The sequence below is a fragment of the Herbaspirillum sp. Her4 genome (assembly GCF_057961335.1).
Genome location: NZ_CM176330.1, coordinates 5,079,034 through 5,094,623, shown reverse-complemented (window position 1 = coordinate 5,094,623; position 15,590 = coordinate 5,079,034). Strand labels below are relative to the sequence as shown.

General features: G+C 64.2%; 15 protein-coding genes. 11 read left to right on the top strand and 4 right to left on the bottom strand.

Translation table 11 applies throughout. The annotated features are described in order from the left end of the window. Positions 1–352 precede the first annotated feature (352 nt). From ACWFUC_RS23090 to ACWFUC_RS23070, 5 genes are all read left to right on the top strand, one after another. Positions 353–1,336: a tripartite tricarboxylate transporter substrate binding protein gene (locus tag ACWFUC_RS23090; protein ID WP_145604297.1), complete on the top strand. Its 984-nt coding sequence runs from the start codon at positions 353–355 to the stop codon at positions 1,334–1,336. An 82-nt stretch (positions 1,337–1,418) separates the two neighbouring features. Next, on the top strand, positions 1,419–1,952 hold the full coding sequence (locus ACWFUC_RS23085) for a tripartite tricarboxylate transporter TctB family protein (protein ID WP_489623467.1): 534 nt from the start codon (positions 1,419–1,421) through the stop codon (positions 1,950–1,952). A 9-nt stretch (positions 1,953–1,961) separates the two neighbouring features. Next, the gene (locus tag ACWFUC_RS23080) at positions 1,962–3,458 is read left to right on the top strand and encodes a tripartite tricarboxylate transporter permease (RefSeq protein WP_134137436.1); all 1,497 of its coding nucleotides are present in this window, start codon (positions 1,962–1,964) and stop codon (positions 3,456–3,458) included. Positions 3,459–3,504: 46 nt separating this feature from the next. Beyond that, positions 3,505–4,566 (top strand): Ldh family oxidoreductase, encoded by a 1,062-nt coding sequence (locus tag ACWFUC_RS23075; protein WP_204725801.1) that lies wholly within the window; start codon positions 3,505–3,507, stop codon positions 4,564–4,566. 8 nt (positions 4,567–4,574) lie between these two features. Continuing rightward, entirely contained in the window at positions 4,575–5,348 is a 774-nt protein-coding gene (locus ACWFUC_RS23070) for a FadR/GntR family transcriptional regulator (protein WP_489623466.1), read from the top strand. Between the two features lies 1 nt (position 5,349). Here the strand turns inward: ACWFUC_RS23070 and ACWFUC_RS23065 are convergent, their stop codons facing one another. From ACWFUC_RS23065 to ACWFUC_RS23055, 3 genes are all read right to left on the bottom strand, one after another. After that, entirely contained in the window at positions 5,350–5,907 is a 558-nt protein-coding gene (locus ACWFUC_RS23065; RefSeq protein WP_259432820.1) for a C40 family peptidase, read from the bottom strand. A gap of 3 nt (positions 5,908–5,910) precedes the next feature. After that, the gene (locus ACWFUC_RS23060) at positions 5,911–7,113 is read right to left on the bottom strand and encodes an acetylornithine transaminase (protein ID WP_034334028.1); all 1,203 of its coding nucleotides are present in this window, start codon (positions 7,111–7,113) and stop codon (positions 5,911–5,913) included. Positions 7,114–7,533: 420 nt separating this feature from the next. After that, the gene (locus tag ACWFUC_RS23055; protein WP_489623465.1) at positions 7,534–8,583 is read right to left on the bottom strand and encodes a CDP-6-deoxy-delta-3,4-glucoseen reductase; all 1,050 of its coding nucleotides are present in this window, start codon (positions 8,581–8,583) and stop codon (positions 7,534–7,536) included. 36 nt (positions 8,584–8,619) lie between these two features. Between ACWFUC_RS23055 and ACWFUC_RS23050 the strand changes: the two genes are divergently transcribed. From ACWFUC_RS23050 to ACWFUC_RS23025, 6 genes are all read left to right on the top strand, one after another. Then, the gene (locus tag ACWFUC_RS23050) at positions 8,620–9,510 is read left to right on the top strand and encodes an NAD-dependent epimerase/dehydratase family protein (RefSeq protein ID WP_489623464.1); all 891 of its coding nucleotides are present in this window, start codon (positions 8,620–8,622) and stop codon (positions 9,508–9,510) included. 215 nt (positions 9,511–9,725) lie between these two features. Further along, complete coding sequence (locus tag ACWFUC_RS23045) at positions 9,726–10,499, top strand: ABC transporter ATP-binding protein (RefSeq protein WP_134223005.1); 774 nt, start codon at positions 9,726–9,728, stop codon at positions 10,497–10,499. After that, entirely contained in the window at positions 10,496–11,497 is a 1,002-nt protein-coding gene (locus ACWFUC_RS23040; RefSeq protein WP_088754908.1) for an ABC transporter substrate-binding protein, read from the top strand. Before ACWFUC_RS23045 ends, ACWFUC_RS23040 begins: the two co-directional genes overlap by 4 nt. Positions 11,498–11,575: 78 nt before the next feature. Beyond that, a complete protein-coding gene (locus ACWFUC_RS23035) occupies positions 11,576–12,349 on the top strand; it encodes an ABC transporter permease (RefSeq protein WP_088754909.1) in 774 nt (257 codons plus the stop codon). Positions 12,350–12,362: 13 nt separating this feature from the next. Then, positions 12,363–13,154, top strand: a complete 792-nt coding sequence (locus tag ACWFUC_RS23030; RefSeq protein WP_489623463.1) for a type 2 periplasmic-binding domain-containing protein — start codon at positions 12,363–12,365, stop codon at positions 13,152–13,154. 234 nt (positions 13,155–13,388) lie between these two features. Next, a complete protein-coding gene (locus tag ACWFUC_RS23025) occupies positions 13,389–13,658 on the top strand; it encodes a hypothetical protein (protein ID WP_034338578.1) in 270 nt (89 codons plus the stop codon). Positions 13,659–13,810: 152 nt separating this feature from the next. Here the strand turns inward: ACWFUC_RS23025 and ACWFUC_RS23020 are convergent, their stop codons facing one another. After that, a complete protein-coding gene (locus ACWFUC_RS23020) occupies positions 13,811–15,493 on the bottom strand; it encodes a Na+/H+ antiporter (RefSeq protein WP_489637371.1) in 1,683 nt (560 codons plus the stop codon). Positions 15,494–15,590: the final 97 nt, after the last annotated feature.

Sequence of the window (15,590 nt, the reverse complement as noted above, 5' to 3'; positions counted from 1 at the left end):
GATGAATTTTTTTGTTCCATTCGATTCATCCTTGACACTGCCTGGGTGATGTGAAATTCTAGCCTCCGCTGGTCAGACCACATGACCTCTGCGCGACTCATCCCAATGCGGGGGCGCGGCCAGCAGCATGATGCAGCCTCACCGGCCCGGTCCGGATTACAAGAACAAGCAGCAAGGCATGAGACCTGCGCAACAGAGACAACACAGGAGACCAGCGGGGGAAAATCTCTTCCGCATGGCCAATCACTCCGGCGCTCCCCGCAGGTCAGAGAAGCGGTAACGAAAGTCCTTTGCCAAAGCGTTAGCCGCACCCCATTGCGCGCAATGAGCGCAGATGACAACGGAGGAGACCATGCAGTTGACCCGCAGAACCTTGTTCAAGACCATCCTGGCCGCCAGCGCGGCCTGCACCGTCCTGGCCGCCCCCGCGGCCTTTGCCGCCTGGCCCGAACGTCCGGTCACGCTGATCGTGCCCTGGGGCGCCGGCGGCGGTACCGATGCCACGGCCCGCATCATCGGTGCCTTGCTGGAAAAGGACCTGGGCCAGCCGGTCAACGTGGTCAATCGGACCGGCGGCAATGGCGCGGTGGGCCACCAGGCCATCGCCAGTGCCGCACCGGACGGCTACACCATCGGCATCGCCACGGTGGAGATTTCGATGATGCACCACCAGGGCCTGACCAAGCTGACCCCGCGTGACCTCACGCCGCTGGCGCTGATGAACTTCGACCCGGCCGCGCTGACCGTGAGCAACGATTCGCCCTACAAGAACTTCGACGACCTGTTGAAGGCCATCAAGGCCAATCCCGGCAAGCTCAAGGCGTCCGGCACCGGGCAGGGTGGCATCTGGCACCTGGGCCTGGCCGGCATGTTGAACGACCTCAAGGTCGCGCCCAATGCGGTGCGCTTCGTGCCCTCCAACGGCGCTGCGCCGGCCATGGTGGACCTGGCTGCGGGCGGGGTGGACATCGTCGCGGCCTCGCTGCCGGAAGCACGTTCGCTGATCGATGCCGGCAAGGCCACGCCACTGGTGATCATGGCCAACGAACCGGCGGCGCTCTATCCCAAGGTGCCCACGCTCAAGAGCCTGACCGGCAGCACCTGGACCAACGGTGCCTGGCGCGGCATCGTCGGGCCCAAGGGCCTGCCGGCCGATGTGCAGGGCAAGCTCTCGGCCAGCCTCAAGAAGATCTACGACAGCAAGGAATACAAGGACTTCATGAGCGGACGCGGCTTCGGTACGCAGTATGCCGATGCGGCCGAGTTCGGCAAGTTCATGGACAAGAGCGACGAGGACATGGGCGCCATCCTCAAGACCCTGGGCATGGCCAGGTAACAGGCATGGAGCAGGCGCATTGACCGCAATCGATGCGCCTGCCTCGCTCTTCTCATCGTGCTCTTCGCTTCGGGACTGTCCCATGAAAATCAATGATGCCTTGTCCGGGCTGCTGATCGCTGTCCTTGCGGTCGTGCTCTGGATCGCTTCTTCCCGCCTGCCCGCGATGGGGCAGGATATCGGGCCCAACGTATTTCCGCAGGCGCTGGCCGGCGGGCTGATGATCTGTGCCGTGCTGCTGGTGCTGCGTGGCCTGCGCGGTTTGCGGCAGGCGCGCACTGCGCGCGGTGGGCCTGCTTCGCGCATTGCCACGGTGGGTGCTGATGAGCAGGACCTGCGCTGGGTCACGCTGCCTGACTGGTTCCGCAGCGGCCATGCGGTGTTTTCCTTCCTGCTGATTCCGCTGTCGCTGGTGTTCTACATCGGGGTCTCGGAACCTTTGGGATTCCTGCCGACGGCCTTCGTGCTGCTGCTGGCGCTGTTCCTGACGTTCCGCACCCGCGTGCTGGTGGCCCTGCCGGTGGCGATGGCCAGTGCGCTGCTGATCCACACCATCTTCTACAAACTGCTCAAGGTGCCTTTGCCCTGGGGCATCCTCACGCCCCTGGCCTGGTAAGGAGACGACATGCTTGCCAACCTCTACGCCGCACTGGCGATGGTGTTTGATCCCTACGTGCTGGCGGTGATTCTCGGTTCCTCCATCTTCGGCCTCTTCATGGGGGCGGTACCCGGCCTGTCCGCTACCATGGCGGTAGCGTTGCTGGTCCCGGTGACCTTCTTCATGCCGCCGGTGCCGGCCATCGCAGCCATGGTCTCGGCCACGGCCATGGCGATCTTCTCGGGCGACATTCCCGGCTGCCTGCTGCGCATTCCCGGCACGCCTTCGTCGGCCGCCTATACCGATGAAGCCTATGCCATGACCATGAAAGGGCAGGGCGAGATTGCGCTGGGCGCCAGCCTGGTGTTCTCGGTCATCGGCGGATTGTTCGGTACCTTCGTGCTGATTTTCTCGGCACCGGCACTGGCCGAGCTGGCGCTGAAATTCTCCTCCTTCGAATATTTCTGGCTGGTGCTGCTGGGCCTGACCTGCGCCATCTTCATCGCCTCCGACAATCCCTTGAAGGGCTTCGTCTCGCTGTTCCTGGGCATGTTCATCGCCTCCGTCGGCATGGGCAATCCGGCCGGTGCACCGCGCTTCACCTTCGATCAGCCCGACCTGCTGGGCGGGGTATCGCTGGTGCCGCTGATGGTCGGGATGTTCGCCATGTCCGAGGTGCTGCGCTTCGCGGTCTCGCGCGACTTCACCATGAAGGTTGCGGAAAGCCGCGTCGGCAACGTCTTCAAGGGCATGTGGGGGCTGATGCTCAAGTATCCGAAGTCGGTCTTGCGCGGCAGCGTCCTCGGGACCCTGGTCGGTGCGCTGCCCGGCGCAGGCGCTGACATCGCGGCCTGGATGTCGTATGCGATGAGCAAGAAGATGTCGAAGGAGCCGGAGAAATTCGGCACCGGCCATCCGGAGGGCATCGTCGAATCGGGCGCGGCCAATAACTCGGCGCTGGCCGGGGCCTGGATTCCGGCGCTGGTGTTCGGTATCCCGGGGGATTCGATCACCGCCATCGTCATCGGCGTGCTCTACATGAAGAACCTCAATCCGGGACCGATGATCTTCGTCGACAACCCGGTGTCGATGTACGCGATCTTCCTGGTCTTCATCCTGGCCAACCTGCTGATGCTGCCGCTGGGCTTCTGGTGCATCAAGATGGCCAAGCGCATCCTCTCCATCCCGCGCGGCATCCTGATGCCGCTGATCCTGCTGTTCTGTATCGTCGGCTCCTATGCGACCAACAACAGTGTCACCGACGTGGGCATCATGCTGGTGTTCGGTCTGCTGGCCTACGTGATGGAAGAGAACGGTTTCCCGGTGGCGCCGGCGGTGCTGGGCGTGGTGCTGGGCGGGATGCTGGAAGAACATTTCGTGACCTCGATGATCAAGTCCGACGGCCAGTTCCTGGCCTTCTTCGAGCGCCCCATTGCCGGCACGCTGGGCGTGATCACGCTGCTGCTGTGGTTGTTGCCGCTGGTGCTCAAGCTGGTGCGCAGGAAGCCGCTGGCCCTGGCCTGAGGTGAAAAGATTTCAATCGATGATTCAAGCAAGGAAAGGTGGTTCCATGGCAATGCCCGAACGTTTCTCCGCTGACGCCCTGCGTCAGTTCGCATCCACTCTGTTGCAGCGCGCAGGCCTGGAGGCCGACAAGGCTGACAGCGTCGCCGCCACGTTGGTCGATGGCGACCTGCTGGGCCACGACACGCACGGGCTGGCGCTGCTGGCCCCCTACGTCAAGGAACTGGAAAAGGGCAGCATGGCCAAAACCGGCCAACCCGAGGTGCTCTCGGAGCGCGCCGCCGCGCTGGCCTGGGATGGCCGCCGCCTGCCGGGCCCGTGGCTGGTGCACCAGGGCATCGATGCCTTGATCCCCAAGGCGCGCGACTATGGCACCGCTTCACTGACCATTCACCACAGCCATCACATCGCCTGCCTGGCCGCCTATCTGCTGCGTGCCACGCAAGAGGGCTTCATGATGATTTTGGCCAGTTCGGACCCGGCGGTGCAGAGCGTGGCCCCCTTCGGTGGTACGCAGGCGGTGTTTACGCCCAATCCGATTGCGGCCGGCATTCCCACTTCCGGCACGCCCTTCCTGGTCGACATCTCGGCCTCCATCACCACCAACGGCATGAGCAATCGCCTGCACAAGGCCGGCAAGCAGTTCGAGGAAGAATGGCTCATCGACGGCGCCGGTCATCCCAGCCGCGATCCGGCCGTGCTCTCGGCCACGCCACCGGGCACCATCCTGCCATTGGGCGGGCTCTCGGCAGGGCACAAGGGCTTCGGGCTGGCCGTGCTGATCGAGGCGTTGACGGGCGGCCTGTCCGGTTTCGGGCGTGCCGATCCGGCAGCGGGCTGGGGGGCGACGGTGTTCATGTCGCTCTATGATCCGTCGGCCTTCGGCGGCGAGCAGGACTTCAAGCGCCAGATGGATCACATCGCGCAGGCCTGCCGCAGCAATCCGCCGCGCCCCGGCGTGGGCCAGGTGCGCATGCCCGGCGACCGTGGCATGCAGCGCCGCGCCGAGCAGCTGGCGCAAGGCGTGACCCTGCATCCGACCATTGCGCCCATGCTGCGTGAAGCCGGTGCCGCCTACGATCTGGAGTTTCCCGCGACCCTCGCCTGAGGACCATCATGCCCATCGAAGCGATCGAACCGCAGCGCTTGTATCGGCAGATCAGCGACCAGCTGCGCAAGCTGATCGTGGACGGAGAATTTGCCGTCGGTTCACGCCTGCCGTCCGAGCGTGAACTGTCGGTGCAGCTGGGCGTGAGCCGTCCATCGTTGCGCGAAGCGCTCATTGCGCTGGAGGTGGAGGGCTACATCGAAGTGCGCATGGGCTCGGGCATTTATGTCTGTACACCGCCCATGCAGCGCGAGTTGCGGCATGACCTGTCCGGCGAGGAAGGACCGCTGGAACTGATCCGTGCGCGCGAGATGATCGAAGGCGAAGTGGCCTATGCCGCCGCCCAGCATGGCAGCAAGCAGCAGATCGCTGCCGTCGAGGAAGCCTATGCGCTCATGATCGCGCATGCCGAAGCGGGCATTGATCCGCTGGAAGCCGATCGCCTCTTTCACATCCGACTGGCCGAGGCCACCGGCAACAGCGTGCTGGTCGGGCTGGTGACGCAGCTCTTCGATGCCCGCCTGGGCCCGCTGTTCGAGCGCCTGCACAGCCACTTCGACGGCACCCGCGTCTGGCAGGAAGCCATCGAGGAGCACGGCCTCATCATGCAGGCCCTGCGCGAGCGCAACCCTGAGCAGGCGCGCGCGGCCATGCGGCGGCACATGGACATCGCCTTCACGCGCTACAGCGCCAATCTGATCCGGGAATACGGCAACCGCCAGCAGCAGGAGAGCGCGCCGCGCAAACGGCCCGCCCGCAAGGCTTCGCTTCAGTTGAAGTAGTTCAGTTGAAGTAGGTGCGCGCCATTTCGAAGCGGCGCGAGAAATAGGGATTGTCCATGCGCGTGATGTGCACCTTGCCATTGGTGGAAGGTGCATGCACGAAGCGGCCATCGCCGAGATAGATGCCCACGTGCGAGAAGGGACGGTTCTGGGTGTTGAAGAACACCAGGTCGCCCGCGCGCAATTGCGAAGGATCGATCTGGCGGCCCTGGCGGGCGATGTCGGCGGCACTGCCGCTGATGCGGTAATTGGCGGCCTGGCCGAAGATGTAGCTGACCATGCCGCTGCAATCGAGACCCGCCGACGGATTCTTGCCACCGAAGCGGTAGCCGGTATCGATCAGCGAGAGCGCATAGAGCGCCACTTCATTGCCATTGTCGGTGGCCGGCAGCGCCGGTACCTGCGATTGCGGGGCACCGGGCAGCCGGGCGATGGGGGGCGCGGTCGGTGCCGTGCCGCAGGCGGCCAGCACCAGTGCCGCACATACTGCAGCCAGTGCCGACCGGGAAGAGGGCGCAGCGGCCCTGTGCGTCCATGCCATCCTTGCGCGCCCCGCCATCGCTTACTTCCCGATCTTGGCCAGGACGTCTTCCAGCATGGAGAACATCTGGTCGATCTCTTCCTTGGTCACGTTCAGGGCCGGCATGAAGCGCAGCAGGTTCGGGCGCGGCGAGTTCAGCAGCAGGCCCACCGGTTCCAGGTTGCGTGCGGCTTCGACGATCTGCGGACCGATGTCGCGGCCCAGTTGCAGGGCACGCAGCAGGCCTTCGCCACGCTCGCCTTCGAAACCATACTTCTCGGAGATTTCCAGCGAACGCTGACGCAGGTACTGGCCGCGCTCGCGCACCGATTCCATGAAGCCGGGCTTGAGCAGTTCCTTGATCACGGCCACGCCCACGGCGGTCATCAGCGGGTTGCCGTTGTAGGTGCCGCCTTGTTCGCCGGCTTCGAAGCAAGCGATTTCTTCACGCGCCAGCAGGGCCGCCAGCGGCACGCCGCCGCCGATACCCTTGGCCAGGGTCATGATGTCCGGTTCGATGCCGGAGTGCTGGTAGGCGAACAGCTGGCCGGTACGGCCCATGCCGGCCTGCACTTCGTCGACGATCAGCAGCAGGTTCTTTTCCTTGGTCAGGCGGCGCAGGCCTTGCATGAATTCCTTGGTCGCCGGGATGACGCCGCCTTCGCCTTGCACCGGCTCCAGCATCACGGCCACGGTGTGGCTGCCGATCAGCGCTTCGACGCTGGCCAGGTCATTCAGGATGGCCTTGGGGAAGCCCGGCACCTGCGGGGCGAACATGGTGTCCCAGCCGTCCTTGCCGCTGGCCGACATGGTGGCCAGGGTACGGCCGTGGAAGCTGTGCTTGAAGGTGATGATCTCGAAGCGCGAGGAGCCATCGGCGGCCGGGTTCTTCTTGCCCCACTTGCGGGCCAGCTTGATGGCGCCTTCGTTGGCTTCGGCACCGCTGTTGGCGAAGAACACGCGGTCGAACACCGAGTTGGCCGTCAGCAGCTCGGCCAGTTCCATGGAGGGCGCATTGTAGAAGGCCGGCGACGGGTTGATCAGCTTCTTGCTCTGCGCGTTGAGGGCATCGGCGATACATTGCGGCGAGTGGCCCAGGGTGTTGACCGCCCAGCCTTGCAGGTAGTCGAGATAGCGCTTGCCGTTGTGGTCGGTCAGCCACATGCCATGGCCTTCGGTGAAGACCAGCTCGGGGCGGTTGGTGACATACATCAGCTTGTTGGTGTCGGACTGGTTCAATTGCATCGAGAGGCTCCTGCAAGAATAGGGTGGTTGGGAGGGTGGTGCAGACCGTTGCTGACACATGAGCACTAAGCGCTAGGCGGCAGGCGCACGACAGACCCAAAATGGCGAATAAAAAAAAGCCACAGGGTTTGCCTGTGGCTTCGCGATTCGTTTCACTTCACGCGCGCAGCAGCAAACCTTTCTCAGGTTGGCTGCGGCGTCGTAAGAATGTGGCGTTGGCGATCATGCGGTGAAGTTTAGGACGTTTTGCGCAGAGCGTCAAAAAGAAATTTCCCGCCGGAGCCGCTTGCAGGCGCATCGGGCGGGCCACCGTTGCAATTTCATCGCATCTCGCCGGGCCGCGCGGCATCAGGCTTGCGCGGCATCTTCGCAAATGTGCGTGACGCCGGCATGACAGCACCGGCGCCCGCACCCGGCCCGTCAGGCGGCCGGGGTGTCCGACACGGCCTTGGCCAGGTCGGCTTCGGAAGTGAAGGAATCGGCATAGAACTCGTCTTCCGGCAGGCCGCATTCGGCGCTGAAATCGCGCTGTGCCGATTCCACCACGACCGGCGCGCCACAGGCGTAGACCTGATGGCCCGACAGGTCGGGGAAGTCTTCCATCACGGCGCGGTGGACGAAGCCGGTGCGGCCGCTCCAGTTGTCCTCGGCCTGGGCATTCGAGACCACCGGCACGTACTTGAAGTTGGGCAGGTCCTGTTCCCACTGCTGGCACAGGGCGCTCATGTACAGGTCCTGCGGGCGGCGGCCACCCCAGTACAGGGTCACCGGGCGCTTCGAGCCCGCATGTTCCAACTGCTCGACGATGGCCTTGATGGGCGCAAAGCCGGTGCCGGAGGCCAGCAGGATGATGGGTTTGTCGGAATCCTCGCGCAGGAAGAAGGTGCCCAGCGGGCCTTCGATGCGCAGGATGTCGCGTTCCTTCAGGGTGGTGAAGACCTGGTCGGTGAAGAGACCGCCCGGCAGGTGGCGGATGTGCAGGCTCATGTGCTCGTCCCGGTGCGGGGCGGTGGCCATGCTGTAGCTGCGGCGCTTGCCGTCGCGCAGCAGGAATTCCACGTACTGGCCGGCCTTGTACTGCAGGCGGTCGTTGGCCGGCAGCTGCAGCGAGAGGATGATGACGTCGTCGGCCACCTTGTCCAGCTTGGCCACGCGTACCGGCAGCTTGCGCACCGGGATCTCGCCCACGCCGGCCACTTCGCGGGCCTCGATGGTGACGTCGCTGTGCGGCTTGGCCACGCAGAACAGGGCATGGCCCAGCTGCTGCTCGTGCTCCGAGAGGGCGCGCACCTGGTGCGGACCGTGCTCGACCTCACCCGAGACCAGCTTGCCCTTGCAGGAGCCGCAAGCGCCGTTCTTGCAGCCGTAGGGCAGGCCGACACCGGCGCGGATGGCGGCCGTGAGGATGGATTCGCTGGCGTCGCAGGAGAATTGGCGACCGCTGGGCTGGACTGTGACTTGGAAACTCATACAATTCTGCTTCTGAATAAATTTGGATTGAACACCGTGAAAAAACTGGGCCTGCCCCGCGTACTGATCCTGGGCTGCGGCGATGTCGGCCTGCGGCTGGTGCCGCTGCTACTGCCGCGCTACCGCGTACTGGCCGTGACCAGCAACCCCCGGCGCCGCGCCGAACTGCGCGCCGCCGGGGCCGTTCCCATCGTGGCCGACCTGGACGCCCCCTTGACGCTGGGCCGCCTGGCGCGCCTGGCACCGACCATCGTGCATCTGGCGCCGCCGCAGTCCGAGGGCCGCATCGACCGCCGCACTCGCAATTTGGCCGCCATTTTACCCGAGGGCGCGCGCCTGGTTTATGTGAGTACTACCGGTGTCTACGGAGATTGCGCTGGCGCAAGTTTCGACGAGACCCGCAGCGTGCGTCCGCAGAACGCCCGCGCCGTGCGCCGGGTGGACGCCGAAACCGTGCTGCGCGCCTGGGCCCGGCGCCGCCACGGCAAGCTCTCCATCCTGCGCGTGCCGGGCATCTACGCCGCCGACCGCCTGCCGCTGGAGCGCCTGCACAAGGGCCTGCCGGCGCTGGTGGCGCAGGAGGACGTGCATACCAACCACATCCACGCTGACGACCTGGCCCGCATCTGCCTGGCGGCGATGTGCCTGGGCGCGCCCAACCGCGTCTATCACGCTGTCGACGATACCGACCTCAAGATGGGCGACTACTTCGACGCCGTGGCCGATGCCGCCGGTCTTTCCCGTCCGCCGCGCCTGCCGCGCAGCGAGTTGGAACGCAGCGTCTCGCCGATGATGCTGTCCTTCATGTCGGAATCGCGCCGCCTCCACAATGCGCGCATCAAGGAGGAGCTGGGCGTGCAGTTGCGCTATCCCGATGTGCAGAGCCTGTTGGCCCAATGGCAGGCGCAAAGGCTGACGAAGGGCTGACGCCTTTATGCGTTTTGCCCACCTTTCTTATTCGAAATACGAATAAGCATACGATTTTTAAGTAGTTGTTTTGCATAGCCGGCCTCAGTACAGTGCATGCCTGACTCAATGGGGGAGGCTGGAGCAGCCTGTGAAGTTTCTGACCGGCGCGTGCGCCAGCACCGGCGCGCCTCTTCCGTTCCATCCATTCCACGCGCGGCCCGTCCGCGGACCACATGAAGCTATCTTTCAACAACGTCGCCAAGCGTTTCGGCGACCTGCACGTGATCGAGGAATTCACCCGCGAGATCGCCTCGGGTGAGCTGGTCGCGCTGGTCGGCCCCTCCGGCTGCGGCAAGTCGACCCTGCTGCACATGGCCGCCGGTCTGGAAAAAGCCAGCAGCGGCACCGTGTCCGCCGACGGCCAGGCCATTCGCGGACCGCATCCCGAGCGCACCCTGATGTTCCAGGAAAACGCGCTCTATCCCTGGCTGACGCTGCAACAGAACGTGGCGCTGGCACTGGAATTCCAGAATGTCGACAAGAAGAAATCCGCCGACCAGGCCCGCGTCTGGCTGGAGAACGTCAAGCTCAAGGGTTTCGAAAACTATTATCCGCACCAGGTCTCCGGCGGCATGCGCCAGCGCGCGGCCCTGGCGCGTGCCTTCATCTCGCAGCCCAAGGCGCTGCTGCTGGACGAACCCTTCGGTGCGCTCGATGCGCTGACCCGCATGACCCTGCAGGATGCCCTGCGCGACCTGATCCGTCAGCAGGGCCCGACCGTGGTGCTGGTGACGCACGATGTCGATGAGGCGCTGTTCCTGGCCGACCGCATCTTCGTGTTCAGCCCGCGTCCGGCCAAGGTCTTGAAGGAATTCAATCTCGTGCATCACGAAAAGACGCACGACCTGTCCGAATTTGCGGCCACCCGCCGCGAAATCCTTTGTCTGCTGGGCATCCACGCCGAGCAGGACGAATTTGCAAAAAACCTGGAAGGGGTAGGAGTATGAAACTCGCACGCATCCTGGCACCGGCCATCACCGCCGCGGCCCTGGCTTTCTCCGGCAACGCCTTTGCCCTGGAAAAATTCAAGATCGGCTACCTGCGCGTCATGGACGATGCCCAGGCCATGGCCGCCTATGAAGCCGGCCTCTACAAGAAGTACGGACTGGATGTGGAACTGATCGAATTCAAGTCCGGCACCGACCTGGTCAAGGCCATCGTCGGCGGCCAGCTCGACAGCGGCGTGTTCGGCTTCTCCAATGCCGTGGCCTGGGCCTCCAAGGGCGCGGACCTGAAGGTGGTCGGCGGTGCGCAGCTGGGCTATCACGCCCTGGTGGCGCGCGAGGATTCCGGTATCAACAAGGTGGCTGACCTGAAGGGCAAGACCCTGGCTTCGCAAGCCGAAGGCAGCACCGCGGACACCGTGCTCAAGGGCGTGGTCCTGCGTGATGCGGGCGTGAAGCCCGATGACGTCAACGTCATGGGCGTCTCGCCCCAGGTGGCGGTGCAGTCGCTGGTGGGCAAGCGCGTCGATGCGGCCTTCCTGTTCGAGCCACAGGCGCGCATTGCGCAACTGATCGCACCGGTCAAGCAGGTCTATGAAATCGGCGAAGTCTGGCCCTTCCCCTGCATGGTCGTCATCACTTCCGGCGAGACCCTGAAGAAGAAACGCGATGCCGTCTGGAAGTCGCTGGATGCGCAACGCGACGCCATCACCCTGCTGCAGAAGAAGCCTGCCGAAGCCTCCAAGCTGATCGCCGGCTACTTCATCGCCGAACCGACCCTGAAGACCCTGAAGCATGGCGAGATGCTGCGCGAAGACGTCATCCGCGACGCCATCAAGAGCCAGACCTTCACCCCCAAGATCAGCAAGAAGGACCAGGACCGCATGCAGGAAATCGCCGATATCCTGCAATCGCAAGGTTCGCTCAAGACCCGCGACGGCAAGCCCTTCGATGTGAATTCCATCACCGACCTGTCGTGGCAGAACGCGCGCAAGCTGTGATGCGGCACTGCGCCTGATCGATTCCCTTTTGTATTCACCCTGGCCGGACCCTGTCCGGCCATTGTCTTTCCTGTCCTTATGAGCTCACAGCGTCGCGTTACCGGACTCCGCAAGAAACTGGCCATGCTGCTGGCCATCGTCTTCATCCTTTTGATGTGGCAGATCGCGGCCTGGTCGCTGCCGTCCTTCCTGATGCCGGGCGTGCCCGAGGTGGCCGCGCGGCTGGTGGAGGAAGTGCAGTCCGGCAGTTTCCGCACGGCCCTCTTCGGCAGTCTCTATCGCCTGGGCCTGGGCTATGGCTCGGCGCTGGTGCTGGGCATCGGGTTCGGCCTGATCGGGGCGGTGCTGTTCTTCTTCCGTGAAGTGCTGAAGTCGGCCATCGTGATCCTGCAATCGATTCCCTCCATTGCCTGGGTCCCGCTGTTCCTGATCCTGATGGGCTTCGGCAACCTGCCCATCGTGGTGGTGGTGGCCATCGCCGCGTTCTTCCCGGCCGCACTCTCGGTCATGAATGCCACCGAGAGCGTGCAGCAGGTGCATGTCTCGGCGGCCCGCGTGATGGGGGCTTCGCGCCTGTCCATGCTGCGCCGGGTGTACCTGCCGGCAGTGATGCCCGAACTCATCACCGGTGCCCAGCTGGCCTTCGGCAATGCCTGGCGCGCGCTCATTTCCGCTGAAATGCTGGTCGGTTTCGGCAAGGGCCTGGGCCGCACGCTGGCCTACTCGGGCGAGACGGCCGACATGATCGGCGTGATGGCCAACATCCTCACCATCGCCATCCTGGCCGCGCTGATCGACCAGGTAATTCTGGAAAACCTCAAGCATCGCCTGCTCAAGTACCAGTACGTCTGAAGCTATGCCCGCCATGCATACCCTCGTTCGCCTCACCTTGTTGGCGTCGGTCTGCCTGACCGTGGGTGCCGCGCAGGCTGGCGTGCTCGATGACGCACGCCGCAGCGACACCGTGCGCATCGGGCTGGACCACGTGCCGCCGCTCTACAAGGGCGGCATGAAATTCCGTACCCCGGAAAACATCGCCATCGTGCCGGCCGAGGATCTCGCTGTGCAATGGAAGCTCAAGGCCGACCTCCAGCCCACTACGCAGGACCGCGCCGCATTGAAGGGCGTGCGTCCTGATGTCGTGCTCACGCGCATCGATGTCGCCCAGGCGGGCGCGGCCGACGTCATCATGGTTCCGACCGGCTACAGCGCCGGTGGCATGGCCATCATGCGCACCGATACCACCCTCCGCAAATGGGAAGACCTGAAAGGCCGCACCGTCTGCGTCTCCGCCGGATCGCCCTATGTCGGCACCCTCAGCGCACGCTATGCCGCCATCGAGAAAGTGATGCCGGCCCCGGCCGATTCGTTGCTGGCCGTGCGCATCGGCCAGTGCGATGCTGCCGTGCATGACGACACGCTCATGAAGGCGCTGTTGAAGCTGCCCGAATGGAAAAAGTTTTCCGCGCAACTGCCGCCGGTGACGCGCCAGGCGCTGGTGCTGCAGGTACGCGGCAATGACCCGGCCGACCTGGCCGCCGCACGGCAACTGGCCGCGCGATGGAACGATGCGTTCTGGGACAAAACCATCAAGAAGTGGGTCAACAACGTGGCCTTCGAGGTCTACCTCGACCAGAACGTACCGGATTGCCACTGAGGCCTCTTGCCGGCGTGGCAAGGAAGTTGCCATGCCGATATCGGGAAATCGGGATTTGTTGACGACCGCGCAAGCCGCTCCGTACCGTCCGCACAAAAATCACCCCTTTTCAGGATTTTCCCTGTGGCAGAGCGCTGCAATGGGCGTAACATAGTCGGCATTCGTTCCACTGGAAGGCACATCCTGTCGCCGCCAGTCATCATTCCTCAGCCTTCGTTTCAAAGGGAGCCCATCATGGCCATGGACATTTCCTCTGCCGTCAACGGCGTCGTCTCCGACCCCAACGGCAATGCACCGACCACTGGCAAGGCCAACGATCCGGTGGCCGTGCGCCGCGCCGAAGAAGCCGCAGCCGCCTTGAAGGCCGAGCAGCGTCGCCTCGAAGAAATCCAGGCCGATGAAACCCGCGCCGAAAACGCCCGCCAGGAACGCAATCGCCGCGAGCAGGCTTCGCGCAATGCGACCGGAGAGATCATCGGCACGACCGTCAATTCGGTAGCCTGATTCCTGCCTTGCCGGTGACGTGAATTGGCCGCGCATTGGCCAATGAGCGGCCAATTCCGGATTCTTAACCTGGATTCAACAAAGCCCGCAACGCCCGGTACAAGGGCGTTGCGGGCTTTGTCGTTGGTGCGGTACGCGGGAGGGATGTCGGGTCAGTGATGCTGCCCCGGCGCATTCAATGATCCCAGCAACCAGGTCTCGGCCATGTCGATCTGGTTGATGAGCATCAGGAAGGTCTCGTCATTGATGCGCTGTTCAGCGCGCAGGTAGTGCACTTCCAGCCGCTCGGCGCGGATTGCCTCCAGCCGCAGTTCACGTTCGAACTGCTTGAAGCGGTTGGCCGCGCGCTGGGTTTCTTCCGAATCACTCTCCGCATTCATGCGCATGCGATAGGTCGCCAACAGACTGCCGCTGACTTCCATCAACAACGCCAGATCGGATTCATCGAGATTGACGCCGATGCGTTCCTGCGCCTCCTCGATGGTGCGCACGGCTGCCTCCGACAGGCGCAGGCGCGCCATCATTTCCTCGGCGCGGCGGCGCTTGACCTCGGCATCGAGCTGCAGATCCTTGAGCATCCAGGGCAGCAGGAAGCTGCCGAACAGCTGCGAGCACAGGATCACGCCGGTGGCGAGAAAGATCAGCAGGTCACGCGCCGGGAAGGGCGTATGTTCCTTCAGCAGCAGCGGGATCGACATCACACCGGCCAGCGTAATGGCCCCGCGCACGCCGGAAAGCGCCGTGATGCTGATGAGCCGCAAATCGAACTTGCGGTTGCGCCCGCTCTGGCCACGCAGGGCGGAGGCGAAGCGGCGCATGCGCAGGTTGATCCAGACCCACACGAAGCGCAGCACGATCAGCGCCACCGTGATGGCCAGGATGTAGACGAACAGATGCCACACCGGCACATTGCCTGCCATCTGCGCATCCACGTGGGCCAGGCTGACGATGCCCGGCAATTGCAGGCCCAGCAGCAGGAAGGACATGCCGTTGAAGACGAATTCCAGCATGGTCATGATGCTGCGTCCCTGCAAGCGCGTGGCCGCCGATTCGCCACCGGCCGTCTCCAGATAGGGCATCAGCATGCCCGCCGCTACCGCCGCCAGAATGCCGGACAAACCAAAGTGTTCGGCAAAGATGTAAGCCGTGAAGGGGATCAGCAACAGCAGCACCACCTGGATGCCCGGCTCGTCACCGGCCCATTCGATGATCTTGCGGCGGATCAGTCCGAAGCCCCAGGCCACGATCAGCCCCACGGCGATGCCGCCGGCGGCGATCAGCACGAAGGAAATGCTGGCGTCCAGCAGCGAGAAGGTGCCGGTGATGACGGCGGCAATCGCGAACTTGAAGGCCACCAGGCCGGACGCATCGTTCATCAGCGCCTCGCCCTCCAGCACGTGCTGCATCGAGGCCGGCAGGCGGCCCTTGCCGACGATGGACGAGACCGCCACGGCATCGGTGGGCGAGAGCACGGCCGCCAGCGCGAAGGCCGAGGGCAGCGAGATGACCGGGATCATCCAGTGGATGAAGTAACCCACGCCCACCACCGTGAACATCACCAGACCCAGGGCCAGCGCCACGATGGGGCGCGCCAGGCGGAAGAATTCGCGCTTGGGCATGCGCCAGCCATCGGTGAAGAGCAGCGGCGGGATGAACAGCAGCAGGAACAGCTCCGGATCGAAGCTGATGCGCAGGCCGAACATGGGCATGGCCAGCACCGCGCCCAGGGCGATCTGGAACAGGGGCAGCGGCAGCTTGAAGGGAGCCAGCCGCGCGACCACGCCGGAGACGGCGACGGCCAGCAGCAGGATCAGGACGGTGAAGACGATTTCCATGAGGCAGCAGGTGATGTTCTTGTGATGAGGCGCGGGTGGGTCAGACCGGCAGGGCTGCAAGGAGTTGCAGGCGCGTTGCAATGACTTGCAACAAGCT

Excerpts from the sequence above, each read along its gene's own strand:
- ACWFUC_RS23090 (WP_145604297.1), top strand. The coding sequence starts at position 353 with ATGCAGTTGACCCGCAGAACCTTGTTCAAGACCATCCTGGCCGCCAGC.
- ACWFUC_RS23085 (WP_489623467.1), top strand. The coding sequence starts at position 1,419 with ATGAAAATCAATGATGCCTTGTCCGGGCTGCTGATCGCTGTCCTTGCG.
- ACWFUC_RS23080 (WP_134137436.1), top strand. The coding sequence starts at position 1,962 with ATGCTTGCCAACCTCTACGCCGCACTGGCGATGGTGTTTGATCCCTAC.
- ACWFUC_RS23075 (WP_204725801.1), top strand. The coding sequence starts at position 3,505 with ATGGCAATGCCCGAACGTTTCTCCGCTGACGCCCTGCGTCAGTTCGCA.
- ACWFUC_RS23070 (WP_489623466.1), top strand. The coding sequence starts at position 4,575 with ATGCCCATCGAAGCGATCGAACCGCAGCGCTTGTATCGGCAGATCAGC.
- ACWFUC_RS23065 (WP_259432820.1), bottom strand. The coding sequence starts at position 5,907 with ATGGCGGGGCGCGCAAGGATGGCATGGACGCACAGGGCCGCTGCGCCC.
- ACWFUC_RS23060 (WP_034334028.1), bottom strand. The coding sequence starts at position 7,113 with ATGCAATTGAACCAGTCCGACACCAACAAGCTGATGTATGTCACCAAC.
- ACWFUC_RS23055 (WP_489623465.1), bottom strand. The coding sequence starts at position 8,583 with ATGAGTTTCCAAGTCACAGTCCAGCCCAGCGGTCGCCAATTCTCCTGC.
- ACWFUC_RS23045 (WP_134223005.1), top strand. The coding sequence starts at position 9,726 with ATGAAGCTATCTTTCAACAACGTCGCCAAGCGTTTCGGCGACCTGCAC.
- ACWFUC_RS23040 (WP_088754908.1), top strand. The coding sequence starts at position 10,496 with ATGAAACTCGCACGCATCCTGGCACCGGCCATCACCGCCGCGGCCCTG.
- ACWFUC_RS23035 (WP_088754909.1), top strand. The coding sequence starts at position 11,576 with ATGAGCTCACAGCGTCGCGTTACCGGACTCCGCAAGAAACTGGCCATG.
- ACWFUC_RS23030 (WP_489623463.1), top strand. The coding sequence starts at position 12,363 with ATGCATACCCTCGTTCGCCTCACCTTGTTGGCGTCGGTCTGCCTGACC.
- ACWFUC_RS23025 (WP_034338578.1), top strand. The coding sequence starts at position 13,389 with ATGGCCATGGACATTTCCTCTGCCGTCAACGGCGTCGTCTCCGACCCC.
- ACWFUC_RS23020 (WP_489637371.1), bottom strand. The coding sequence starts at position 15,493 with ATGGAAATCGTCTTCACCGTCCTGATCCTGCTGCTGGCCGTCGCCGTC.